Genomic DNA, 12,026 nt, shown 5'->3' on the forward strand with positions numbered 1-12,026 from the left:
CCCTCGTCCCGCCACCGGGTGTTCCACCCGGGGTTGTGGAGCTTGCGACGCGGCCCCCCCCCCCGGCGGGGGCGGGGCCCCGCCGGCGTTCCGCGGCACTCCCCGTGCGCGCTCGGACCGGACTGCTCCGGACGTGCCGCGTCCGGGGACGGTGCGGCCGGTGAGGTTCAAACACCGTTCGTGGGTGGTTCACGGCGGGGTCGTATCGTCGTTGCCGATCGGGGGCTCCCGAGCCACCGACGACGAGGAGGGAACCATCGTGAAGCGCCTGCGCACCGCCACGGTCCTGGCCGGTCTCATGCTGTCTCTCGCGGGGACCGCCGCCGCGCACGCCGACGCCGACGGCGTCCGGTCCACGCGTCCGATCGACATCAGCACCAACTACGCCTGGGCCAGGGGCGAGGTGTTCTGGAACAGCAGCACCAGCACCGTCTACCTCCAGGTCCACGACACGCCCCAGTACACGTCCAACTCCTGGGCCAGGATCGCCTACAAGACCGCCGACGGCGGCCAGCACTACCTGAACGACTTCATCACCGTCGGCAACGGCGGGACGTCCGACCGCTCGTACGACTTCGGCTTCCCGGCCAAGGACGTGTGGGTGGACCTCTGCTCCAAGCGCAACGGGGCGACCACCTGCACCGGTTGGAAGTAGCGGAGGCGGCCCCCGGCCGCAGTCGGCGCCGACGCCCTCACCTCCCGCCGGATCACGGCGGGCCGCCCGTTCGCCGGCCGACGCGCGAGCGGGCGGCCGGTCAGACCAGGAGGCGGGCGCAGAGGGCGTCGAGGTCCAGCACCCCGGGCTCGGTACCCGCGGGGACCAGTGCGAACGACTCCGCCAGGAACGCCGTCACGGAGCAGGTGGGGAGGCTGATCACGGCCTCCTGCCCGGGGACCCGCAGGGTCACCAGCGTCCGCCCGGGGCTCCCCGGGCGGACGTGGACGTCCCCGAGCCCGGCGGGTGCGTACCGTCCCTCGGAGAGCAGGTCGCGCCCGAAGTACCAGTCCAGGGGGCTCCCGTCAGGTGCGGACGGACCGAAGGACAGGCACACCCCGTACGGCAGCGACGAATCGAACCGGAGCCAGGCCCGGACCGGCACACGGGGGAACTCGCTGAGGGGCAGGGTGACGTCGATCAGGTGGACCGTGGTTCCGGGCATGCGGCAGGACCTCGCAGTCGTGGGAGGCGGCGCGGAACGGCGCTGCGGTTCCCGGTTACCCCCGCGCGCCGCTTTCAGCGGCTCCGCGGCGGAGAATCTTCCCGGTCCCGGTCCCAACCCGTCCCCGGAAGGCCCTGGTCCGTTCCCCGGGGATCCGACCCGGCGAAGTGCGGCATGATCGGGGTTCAGATTCCCCTGCCGATGGGACCGCCCGATCATGCCCACGAACGACACCTCCCCGTACGTCCCCCCGCCGCCGCTCCGGGCGACGATCCGGCGCGAGCCCGGCGCCACCGTGGTGAGCCTGGCCGGAGAGGTGGACCAGGACCAGTACGAGACGGTCCGGACGCGACTCGCGGAGGCCGTCCGGACGGAGCCGTCCTGCCTGGTGGTGGACCTCGCGGGGGTCGGCTTCTGCGATTCCAGCGGCCTCAACGCGCTGCTCCGGGCCCGTCTGGACTGCGAGGGACGGGGCGTCCGCCTGGTCCTGGCCGCCCCCACGGCGCAGCTGCGCCGGCTGCTCGACCTCACCGGCGCCGGCGAGGTCTTCACGGTCTGCGACGACGTGCCCGCGGCCGTCGCCGTCGGGACGGCCGCCGCCCGCTGACCGCCCGCCCGGGTGCCGGCCCGGTTCGGGAGCCCGCCCCGGACCGCCGGGGGAGGAGCCGGACCGCCGGGGGAGGAGCCGGACCGCCGCCGGACGCCGACGGCGGCGCGGTTCAGAGCGGGAAGGTGACCCGGATCCGCTTGCCGCCGCCCGGCAGCGGCCGGACGAGGCAGGTGCCGGAGAGGTGCTGGACCATGGCCCAGCCACGGCCGCCGGGCGCCGCCGGATCGCGGCGGTCGAGGGCCTCACCCGACGGGTGGTCGTCGTGGCCGTCCTCCACGTCGACGACCAGACAGCCGAGTTCCAGGTCCAGACGGGCCTCGAAGCCGGTCATTCCGCCGCCGTGGGTCCCGGCGTTGACGACGAGTTCGGTCACCGCGAGCTGCGCGTCCGCGAGGACGCGTTCGGTGTCCCCGGTCACGGCACCCAGCAGCCCGGCGAGATGGGCGCGGGCCTGCCTCGCGGTGCGCACGACCGGCTCGACGCGCCCGGGAGCCCGGTCGCGGGGCTCCTCCGAGTGCGGGACCAGCTCATCTGCGTGGGGCATGTGACGGCCTTCGATCAGGGGGTGCACGGCATGGACGGGTCGCTGTTCACTGTCGGCGGACCGGGGCGCGTCTACCCCGCCCGGCGCGGACGATCCCCCGTGCGGACCCGCCGCCGTCACGGTGTCCCGGGGCGCGCCGGCCTGCGGCCGCGCACCGCGGCCCCGGCCTCGGCGACACTGTCGGCGATGGTGAAGTGTCCGTCGGTGGCCGTGATCTCCAGCAGCCTGCGAACGGGCGTCGCGAGCGGTCCCACGAGCACCATCGCACCGCCCGACTCCTCAAGCCGCCGGTGGGCGAGGACGAGGAGCCGCAGGGCGAAGGAGTCGGCGAAGGTGACCGCGGAGAGGTCCACCGCGAGCACGTCCGGCCGGTCGGCGAGGGCGGCGTCCAGGGACTCGGTGAGCTCCTGTCCGGTGTCGTAGTCCAGGTCACCGCTCAGCCTGAGCACGGCGGTCCTCCCCGGTCCCGGGGGACGCGCCGGGCTCGTGTCGTCGGTCATGCGATCATGCTAGCCGCAGTCGCTCCCGAGGGCGGGGGTCCGCGTCGCCGGGGCCCCTCCCGGCGAGGGATTTCCCGGTTCGGGCCGCGGGAACGGTCCGGGGACGGACGGCACGGGCCGTCGTCACGAGGCTAGGAGGGAATCGTTGGCGGACCAGGCGGGGCACGACGAGGCGGGTCACGACCGGCCCGGGCACGACGGGTCGGGGCACGACGAGGCGCACGGCCCGTTCGCCGCCGATCCGCTGGTCGGGGCGGACCTGGCGCGGGTGGACTGGTCCGCCACGCCGCTCGGGCCTCCCCGCGACTGGCCCCAGAGCCTGCGCACGGCGGTGGGCATCCTGCTCTCCTCACGCTTCTCCATGTGGATGGCCTGGGGACCCGAACTCACCTACTTCTGCAACGACGCCTACCGGCGCGACACCCTGGCCCACCGGTACCCCTGGGCGCTCGGCCGCCCCTTCGACGAGATCTGGCCGGAGATCCGGGACGACATCCGCCCCCGCATCGACAGCGTCCTGCGGGACGGCCGCTCGACCTGGGACGAGGCGCTGATGCTGCTGGTCCGGCGCGCGGGGTACCCCGAGGAGAGCTACCACACCTTCTCCTACAGCCCGTTGCGGGACGAGGCCGGCGACGTGGTCGGCGTGCTGTGCGTGGTCAGCGAGGAGACCCAGCGGGTCCTCTCCGAACGGCGGATGGCGACCCTGCGCGATCTGGGCTCCGACCCCGGGGCGGTGCGGACCGAAGGGCAGTTCCTGGAGTTCAGCTCCGAACAGCTGGCCCGCAACCCCCACTGCCTGCCGTTCACGCTGACCTACCTCTTCCACGACGACGGGACCGCGCGGCTCGCCGCCTCCTCCGGCATCCCGGACGGGCATCCGGCCGCCCCGGCCGTGACCGGGCCGGCCACGGCCCGCCCCTGGCCGGTGGCCCGGGCCCGGGAGGGCCGAACGTCCCTGGTGCCGCTGGACGGCGCCCCGTTCGGTGAACTGCCCGGCGGGGCGTGGGACGAGCCGCCGCTGGAGGCCCTGGTGGTGCCGCTGAGCGTGGCGGGCGGCGAACCGAGCGGGTTCCTGGTCGCCGGGCTGAACCGCTACCGGATCCTGGACGACGACTACCGCGCCTTCGTCGACCTGGTCGCCGGCCGTCTCGCCGCCGGGACCGCCAGTGCGCGCGGCCACGAACTCCAGCAGCGCCGCGCCCAGGAGCTCGCCGAACTCGACCGGGTGAAGAGCGCGTTCTTCTACAACATCAGCCACGAGTTCCGCACACCGCTGACCCTGGTGATCGGACCGGTCGAGGAGCTGGTCCGGCGGCTGGCGGACGCCGGCGACGACGTGCGGGCGGACCTCGACACGGTGCACCGCAACGGCCTGCGGCTCGGAAAGCTCGTCAACTCCCTGCTCGACTTCTCGCGCATCGAGGCCGGGCGCATGCCGGCCCGGCTGGAACCGGTCGACCTGGCGGCCGTCACCACCGACCTCGCGGCGGTGTTCCGCTCCGCCGTCGAACGGGCCGGCCTGGAACTCGACGTCGACTGCCGCCCGCTGGACAAACCGGTCCTGATCGACCTCGGGCTGTGGGAGAAGGTGATGTTCAACCTGCTCGGGAACGCCCTGAAGTACACCTTCGACGGCATGATCCGGGTCCGGACGCACCGGGCGGGCGCCTACGCGCGGGTGACGGTCGAGGACACCGGGGTCGGCATCCCGGCCGACGAGGTCCCCCGCCTGTTCGAGCGCTTCCACCGGGTCGAGGGGAGCCGGGCCCGTTCGCACGAGGGGAGCGGCATCGGGCTGGCCCTGGTGAAGGAGCTGGTCGAGCTGCACGGCGGCACCGTCGCCGTCGACTCGGTCCCGGGCCGGGGCACCCGCTTCGCCGTCGACCTGCCGTTCGCGGCGGCGTCCCTGCCGGCCGGTGCGCCGACGGCCCCGCGGCCCGGCGGGGCCGAGCCCTTCCTGCGGGAAGCGCTGGGCTGGCTGCCGGACGACGACGGAGCCGAGGGGGAGCAGCCGCGCGCCGACGCGGAGCCCGGGGCCGGGCCGGTCCCCGCCCACGTGCTGGTGGCCGACGACAACGCCGACATGCGCCGTTACCTGACCCGGATCCTGCGCGGCGCCGGCCACCGGGTCACCCCCGCCGCCGACGGCCGGCAGGCCCTGACCGAGGCCACCCGGGACGTCCCCGACCTCGTGGTCAGCGACGTGATGATGCCGGGCCTGGACGGGCTGACCCTGGTGGCGAGGCTGCGCGCCGACCCGCGGACCGCCGCGGTGCCCGTCCTGCTGCTGTCCGCGCGGGCGGGCCTGGAGGCGTCCCTCGAAGGGCTCGACTCCGGCGCCGACGACTACCTCGCCAAACCGTTCGCCACCGCCGAACTCCTCGCCCGGGTGCGCTCGGCCGTCGCGCTGGCCAGGATGCGCAGCCACCACACGCGCTGGCGCACCGCCCTGGTCGACTCCCTCCAGGACGCCTTCTTCGTCTGCGAGGAGGACGGGACCGTCGTCGAGACCAACGAGGCGTTCACCACCCTGCTGGGATTCGGCCCGGAGGGTCTGCCCTACGTCCCGGCCCACCCGTGGTGGCCCGACCCCGCCGAGGACCCGGGGGCCCACCGCCGGGCGGCCGACGCCTTCGCCGGTCTGATCAGCGACGGCGGCGGTCGCACCGACCTGCCCGTCCGTCGCGCCGACGGGCAGTCCCTGTGGGTCCAGGCCTCCGTCAACCGGGTCCGGGACCCCGGAACCGCGCACACGGTCGTCGTCGGCACCCTGCGCGACGTCACGGCCGAGCACCGTGCGATCCGGCGGGAGAGCGCCCTCGCCGCGCTCGGGGAGCGGCTCGCCCGCGCCCGCAGCGCCGACGAGGTCCTGGCCGGCGCGGTCGAGGAGCTCTGCGAGCTGTGGCGGGCGCGCCGGGTGCTGGCCGTCCGGTTCGGCCACGGCGGGCACGGCGCGCCGCCCGAGGTCTCCGCGGCCGGCTGCGGCCCCGACCGGACGCCGTCCGGCTGGTCGCACCTGTCGGGCGACCAGCGGGCCCGGATCACCGCGCTGCTCGACGCACCGCTCCTCACTCCCGTGCTGTGCCCCGGCGGGGCGGGCATCGCCCTTGAGCACCCGGCCGGTCCGCTGGTCCTGTCCGTCGACCTCGGCGACCGCCGGCCCTTCACCGCCGAGGACGGGCTGCTGCTCTCGCTGCTGGCCGGCCGCCTCGCCCAGGGACTCACCCGCGCCCACCAGACCGACCAGCAGCGCGAGACCGCCATCGCACTGCAGCGGGCGATCCTCGGCCCGGCCGCTCTGCCGGCGGGGTTCGCGGCCCGCTACGAGCCCGCGATCCGCCCGCTGGAGGTCGGCGGCGACTGGTACGACACGATGACGCTGCCCGACGGGCGGATCGGCATCGTGGTGGGGGATTGCGTGGGCCGGGGGCTGGAGGCGGCCAGCGTCATGGGGCAGCTGCGCAGCGCCTGCCGGGCGCTGCTCCTCCAGGACCACGCTCCCGCCCGTGCCCTGAGCGCGCTGGACACCTTCGCCGCCACGATCCCCGGCGCCCTGTGCACCACGGTGTTCTGTGCCGTCCTCGACCCGGTGGGCGGCGGGCTGCGCTACTCCTCCGCCGGGCACCCGCCCGGCGTCCTGGCGCTGCCCGGCGGCTCCACCGTCCTGCTGGAGGGCGGACGGTCGCTGCCCCTGGGGGTCCGGCCGGGACTGCCGCGTCCCGAGGCCGCGGTGGCACTGCCGCCCGGCGCGATCCTGATGCTGTACACCGACGGGCTGGTCGAGCGGCGGGGCGTCCCGCTGACCGAAGGGATCGAGTCGGCCGCCCGCGCGCTCCACGCCGGGGCCGGCCTGCCGCTCGACGACCTCGCGGAGCACCTGACGGTGTCGCTGGCCCCGGCCCGCGGCTACGGGGACGACGTGGCGCTGCTGCTCTACCGCCACGGCGCCGGGTCCGGGCCGCGGCAGGCTCCGGAGGGCTGAGGAGCGCCGTGGAGACGGCTCCCGCACGATCGGCGGGCCCTCGTGGTCCGGCCGTCGTGGTCCGGTCTTCGTGGTCCGGCTCGCGGGCCGCGGGAGCGGGGCGGGCGGGCGCGCCGGTGCGGCGTGCTCACCCGGACCAGCGGGCCCGCAGACCGGCGGCGGCGAGCACCGCGCACACCGCCAGGTTGGTGGCCGGATAGGTGGCCAGGACGGCGGCGAACTCGCGCAGGGCCGCGCCGGGCCGGTAGTACGCGGCGGTGGGCGCGCCGACGGCCTCGCCGCGGACGCCGGCCCGGCGCGCGGTGATGGCGGCGCGCAGGGCGTGGAAGTCGTTGGTGACGACGACGCAGCGGTACCCCGGGCGGATCCGCTCCATCAGCTCCCCGCTGAACTCCAGGTTCTCCCTGGTGTTCGTCGAGGAGCGCTCCTGCACGAGGAGCTCGTCCGGCACGCCGCGCGCCGTCAGGTAGTCCGCCATCGCCTCGGCCTCCGGAACCCGTTCGTCCGATCCCTTGCCGCCGGAGACCAGCAGGACCGGCGCCCGGCCGCGCGACTCCTGGCGGCGGAACAGGGTCAGCGCCCGGTCCAGCCGCGCCGCGAGCAGCGGCGGGACGGTAGATCCGTCGGTCAGCCCGGCCCCGAGCACGACCACGAAGTCGACCGTGCGGCGTGACACCGCCCGGTGGTAGAGCACGGCGTAGCCGACGAAGCAGGCGAGCAGGAACGAGAGGTAGCCGGCGACCAGCAGGACCGCGGTGGCCGCGGCACGGAACGGGCCGTCCTCGGCGACCGCGACGGCCGCCGTCAGCCCGAGCACCCCGAGGACGGCGACGCCCGCCGCCAGCGAGAGCAGGTTGGCCGGGCGGGGGCCCTCCCTGCGGACCGTCCGGACCCCGGCGACCAGCAGGAACCCGGCGACGGCCACCGCGCTCAGCGGGACCGCGATCACGACGGCGCCGGTCACCGCCCGCGCCACCGGGTGCGGGTACCGGTCGAGCTCGACCAGCGCGCCGAGCAGCAGCAGGAGCGTGCACGCGCCCAGCAGGACGCCGTTCCCGAGTCGGCGCCGGTCACCCTGGAAGCGCTGCCGGAAGACCAGCAGGGCGACCGCGGCCGCCAGGCCGTACGGGGCGAAGGAGGTGGTCATGACGGTTCCTCGCAGTGTTCACGGGGTGCGCCGCGGGTCCGGTCCGCTCAGCGGCCGGCACCGTTGCCTCCCTCGGGCCGGTCCGTCCGGCGGTCCGTCCGCCGGGGTTCCCGGACGACTGCCCGGTCGGCCCGGAAACATGCGTCCCGGAAGCGGGGGTCCTCCATCGGCCGGGGGACGGTCCGGAAGGTCCGGGGACGGCCCGAAGCCCGCGGCCCCGCGGTGTCCGTCCGCCGAGCCGTGCCCGTCCTCCTTGGCGGGCCCGCGGCCGCGCCCGTGGCCGGTCCGTGGGGCCCTGACGGACTGTGGGCGGTGGAACGGGGTTAGGTTCTGGGGGAGACCGGACGCGTCCGGCCGGGCACCGGCCCGGCCGGAAGGACCGGAGCCGAGGAGTGGTGGCGGTGGAGATGCGGGAGTACCCGCTGGTGGGCGGGCCGGTGGAGGTCCGCGGCGCGCTGGACCTGGAGCGGACGCCGACGGGGGTGCTCCCGCGCCGGTTGCCGGCGTGGACCAAGGAGCAGTACCAGGACCCGTCGGTGTACGGGGGAACGGTGATGCCCTCGGGCGTGCGGCTGGTGTTCCGCACCGATGCGCGGGTGCTCGAATTCGAGCTCCTCACCTCCACGGGGCAGCTCGACGGCGACCCCGGGCCGCGGCCCACCGGGATGCTTGAGCTGACGGTGGACGGCGTGCTCGCCGGGCGGCAGCGGGCGCCGCTGGGCCACGTGGTGCGGATGGCGGGCCCCGGGGCGGCGCAGCGGCTGATACCGGGGAAGCCGGGCACGGCGAGGTTCGCCGGGCTGCCGGCCGGCATGAAGCGGGTCGAGCTGTGGCTGCCGCAGCAGACCCCGACGGAGCTGCTGGCGCTCCGTGCCGACGGCGAGGTCCTGGCGCCCCTGCCCGACGGCCGGCCCCGCTGGGTGCACCACGGGAGTTCCATCAGCCACTGCCTCGAAGCCGACGGCCCCACCGGCACCTGGCCCGTGGTGGCGGCGGCGCTGGGGGGCGCGGAGGTGACCAACCTCAGCCAGCCGGGCAACGAGATGCTGGACCCCTACGTCGCCCGGACGATCCGCGACCTGCCCGTCGACCTGATCAGCCTCAAGACGGGCGTCAACATCGTGGCCCGGACGGCCTTCCGGCTGCGGACTTTCGGACCGGCGGTGCACGGCTTCCTGGACACGATCAGGGACGGCCACCCGGACACCCCGCTGCTGGTGGTCTCCCCGGTGAGCTGCCCGGCGCTCGAAGCCCGCCCCGGCCCCACGGGGGCGGGACGGGACGGGCGGATCACCGCGCTCGGCGACCCGGCCGACGTGGCGCGCGGGGCGCTCTCGCTGCAGGTCGTCCGGGACGAGCTGGCGCGGATCGTGGCGGCCCGGCGCGCCCACGACCCGAACCTCCACCACCTCGACGGCCGCGACCTGCTCGGCCCCGACGACGTGGACGACCTCCCCGACGGCCTCCACCCCTCCGCGGCCGCCTACCGCCGGATGGGCGAGCGCTTCGCCGCCCGCGCCTTCACCCCCGGCGGCCCCTTCGCCCCCCGCCCGCCCGCCCGGCCGGGCGGCTCCTCCGGAGGCGAGCACGGGTGATGCCGATGAGGGCGGCGGACCGGCAGCCCGGCCCGGAGAGCCGGGCGATCGAGTCGGAGGGCTCGGACCCCGACACCTGGCACGTCGAGTTCCGTGACCGCGGGATCGACGAGCGCGGCACGGTGCTCGCCGTCACCCGCCCGGAGGACGGCACCCGGGCGGACGCCGTGGTCGGCGTGCCGCCGGACGTCGGCGAGGTGCCGGTGGCGTTCGTCCGCCGGGCCCTCGACGAGGCCGCGCGCGGGCTCGACCGCTGACCGGCCGTCGTGCCCGGCGCACCGGCGCACCGGCGTGCTGAGGTGCGCTCGCTGCGGTGCGTCCGCGGTGCCGCGTTCGCGGTGGTGCGTTCTCGGGCCAGAGCCCGTGCGCTCTCGTGCACCGGGCGGTGTCCCCGGTCTCCTACGTTCTCCCGGACGGTGCGGTTCGGCGAACACGAGGGAGAGCGATGCGGTTCGGAGCGGATCCGTTGGGCGGTGCCGCCCCCGTGGCGGTGCGGTGGCCGGCCCGGTTGCCCGGGAGGGGCGGCCGGGGCGCGGGCATGCCCGGCCGCGATCCCGGGGAGCCGCACCGCACCGCGACGTCCCTGGAGCTCCTCTTCGACCTCTGCTTCGTGATCGCGGTGGCCCAGGCGTCCGGCGGCCTGAGCGCGGCGGTGGCGCAGGGACACCCCGCCGCCGGGGTCCTGCGGTTCGCGGTGGTCTTCTTCGCGATCTGGTGGGCCTGGATGAACTTCACCTGGTTCGCCTCCGCCTACGACCCGGACGACGTCCCCTACCGCCTGCTGGTGCTGGCTCAGATCACGGGTTCCCTCGTCCTCGCCGCCGGGATACCGCTCGCCTCCGGGAAGGGCGACCTGCGGGTCGTCATCTGGGGCTACGTCGTCCTGCGCACGGCGCTGGCCGTGCTCTGGCTGCGGGTGGCCCGGTCGGACCCGCGGCGCGGGCGGACGGCCGTGCGGTTCGCCGCCGGGGTGACGGGCTGCCAGGTGGGCTGGGTCGCGACGCTGCTGGTGCCGGACCAGGTCCGGCTGCCGGCCGTCGCCGTGCTGGTCGCCGCCGAGGTGTGCGTGCCGGTGTGGGCGCAGTCCGCGGGGATGACCCCGTGGCACCCCCGCCACATCGCCGAGCGGTACGAGCTGTTCCTCCTCATCGTGCTCGGCGAGTCCGTCGCCGCCGCGGCGGAAGCGGTGCGCGGAGCCTTCGGCCGCGGCCACGGCTCGGCCGGACTGTACCTGCTGGCGGCGGGGGGCCTGCTGATCGTCTTCGCGATGTGGTGGCTGTACTTCGCCAAACCCGCGCACACCCTGCTCGCCACGAGCCACCGGGGTGCTCGCAAGCGCTTCGTCTGGGCGTACGGCCACTATCTGGTCTTCGCCGCCGCCGCTGCCGAGGGGGCCGGCCTGGCCGCGTACGCGGAACCGGTCACCCGGCGCGGCGGCGGCTCCGTCCTGCCGTCGCCGGCCGGTGCGGCGGTCACCCTGCCGCTGGCCGTGTTCCTCCTGACGGTGTGGGCCGTCCATCTGCGGCCGCACCCGCACCGGCGGGTCGAGAGGTTCGCCTTCCCGGCGGCGGCGTCGGCCGTCGTGGCGGCCTCGTACCTCCCCGCACCGGCCCTGGCGGCCGGGCTGGTGGCGGTGGCGCTGGTCGTCGTCACGACGGCCGGGGCGGCCGGTGCGGCGGCGGACACCGGGCCCGCACAGGACGGGTTGCCAGGGCGACCCGTGGGACGAAAAAGGGTGGTTTGCGCACCGACGGACAGGGCAGCCGCAAGGCGTCCGCTGCCCGCGGCCGTCGGCGCCCGTCCTGGGACGCCCGGGAGGGCCCCGGGAACGGCCGCCGCGTCCCGAGAGGTCACGCACCGCAGCGGCGGGCGGGACAGCACCGCAGGAAGCCGGACGACGGCTCCCCGACCGAAAGGAATCCCGCACATGGGCATCGTCATCAGCAGCCCGCTGCCGGACAGTGAGCGCAAGACGACCGGGGAGGCGCTGCAGGGCGCCCTGGTCGACCTCGTGGATCTCTCCCTGGTGGCCAAGCAGGCGCACTGGAACCTCTACGGGCCGCGGTTCCGCTCCGTCCACCTGCAGCTCGACGAGGTGGTCGCGACCGCGCGGGAGTTCGCCGACGAGGTGGCCGAGCGCGCCGCCGCGATCGGGGTGGGCCCGGACGGCCGGGCCGCCACGGTCGCGGCCTCCAGCGGCCTGCCCGCGTTCCCCGAGGGCTGGATCGCCGACGAGGCGGTGATCGGGTACCTGGTGGAGGCGTTCCGGGCCGTGACGGAGCGGATGCGGACGCGCATCGAGGCCACCGGTTCGGCGGACCCCGTGAGCCAGGACCTCCTGATCGGGCTCACGGCCGCGCTGGAGAAGCACAGCTGGATGTTCCAGGCGGAGAACCGGCACTGACGTCCGGCCGCTGGGCGAGCTCACCGATGTCTTCGGCAGGGTCGGCGCCTTCCGCGACATACAGGTCCACTACCTGCACGG

At 75.7% G+C, this 12,026-nt stretch carries 10 protein-coding genes; 6 read left to right on the forward strand and 4 right to left on the reverse strand.

All coding sequences use genetic code 11. From position 1 onward, the window contains the following. Nucleotides 1–259: 259 nt before the first annotated feature. Nucleotides 260–655: a hypothetical protein gene (locus ACFCX4_RS28350; RefSeq protein ID WP_376148252.1), complete on the forward strand. Its 396-nt coding sequence runs from the start codon at nt 260–262 to the stop codon at nt 653–655. 100 nt (nt 656–755) lie between these two features. On the opposite strand, the gene ACFCX4_RS28355 is transcribed toward ACFCX4_RS28350, so the two are convergent. Then, nucleotides 756–1,160 carry an SsgA family sporulation/cell division regulator gene (locus tag ACFCX4_RS28355; protein ID WP_376148255.1) on the reverse strand — a complete coding sequence of 135 codons (405 nt, stop codon included), beginning with the start codon at nt 1,158–1,160 and terminating at the stop codon, nt 756–758. 217 nt (nt 1,161–1,377) lie between these two features. Between ACFCX4_RS28355 and ACFCX4_RS28360 the strand changes: the two genes are divergently transcribed. After that, nucleotides 1,378–1,767, forward strand: a complete 390-nt coding sequence (locus tag ACFCX4_RS28360) for an STAS domain-containing protein (RefSeq protein ID WP_376148258.1) — start codon at nt 1,378–1,380, stop codon at nt 1,765–1,767. Nucleotides 1,768–1,879: 112 nt separating this feature from the next. On the opposite strand, the gene ACFCX4_RS28365 is transcribed toward ACFCX4_RS28360, so the two are convergent. Further along, nucleotides 1,880–2,314: an ATP-binding protein gene (locus ACFCX4_RS28365; protein ID WP_376148261.1), complete on the reverse strand. Its 435-nt coding sequence runs from the start codon at nt 2,312–2,314 to the stop codon at nt 1,880–1,882. 116 nt (nt 2,315–2,430) lie between these two features. Then, nucleotides 2,431–2,814 carry an STAS domain-containing protein gene (locus ACFCX4_RS28370; protein ID WP_376148264.1) on the reverse strand — a complete coding sequence of 128 codons (384 nt, stop codon included), beginning with the start codon at nt 2,812–2,814 and terminating at the stop codon, nt 2,431–2,433. Between the two features lie 361 nt (nt 2,815–3,175). Here ACFCX4_RS28370 and ACFCX4_RS28375 point away from each other — a divergent pair, with 361 nt between their 5' ends. Continuing rightward, the gene (locus tag ACFCX4_RS28375) at nt 3,176–6,799 is read left to right on the forward strand and encodes a SpoIIE family protein phosphatase (protein ID WP_376148275.1); all 3,624 of its coding nucleotides are present in this window, start codon (nt 3,176–3,178) and stop codon (nt 6,797–6,799) included. 127 nt (nt 6,800–6,926) lie between these two features. Here ACFCX4_RS28375 and ACFCX4_RS28380 read toward each other — a convergent pair whose 3' ends face one another. Next, nucleotides 6,927–7,946, reverse strand: a complete 1,020-nt coding sequence (locus ACFCX4_RS28380) for a YdcF family protein (protein WP_376148267.1) — start codon at nt 7,944–7,946, stop codon at nt 6,927–6,929. 407 nt (nt 7,947–8,353) lie between these two features. On the opposite strand from ACFCX4_RS28380, the gene ACFCX4_RS28385 reads away from it, so the two are divergent. The 3 genes from ACFCX4_RS28385 (at nt 8,354) to ACFCX4_RS28395 (ending at nt 11,945) form a co-directional block, all read left to right on the forward strand. Beyond that, complete coding sequence (locus ACFCX4_RS28385) at nt 8,354–9,541, forward strand: GDSL-type esterase/lipase family protein (protein WP_376148278.1); 1,188 nt, start codon at nt 8,354–8,356, stop codon at nt 9,539–9,541. A gap of 5 nt (nt 9,542–9,546) precedes the next feature. Then, a complete protein-coding gene (locus ACFCX4_RS28390; RefSeq protein WP_376148269.1) occupies nt 9,547–9,798 on the forward strand; it encodes a hypothetical protein in 252 nt (83 codons plus the stop codon). A 281-nt stretch (nt 9,799–10,079) separates the two neighbouring features. Further along, entirely contained in the window at nt 10,080–11,945 is a 1,866-nt protein-coding gene (locus tag ACFCX4_RS28395) for a low temperature requirement protein A (protein WP_376148272.1), read from the forward strand. The last annotated feature ends 81 nt before the right edge of the window (nt 11,946–12,026 follow it).

This window comes from Kitasatospora sp. NPDC056327 (genome assembly GCF_042261735.1).
Taxonomy (GTDB): domain Bacteria; phylum Actinomycetota; class Actinomycetes; order Streptomycetales; family Streptomycetaceae; genus Kitasatospora.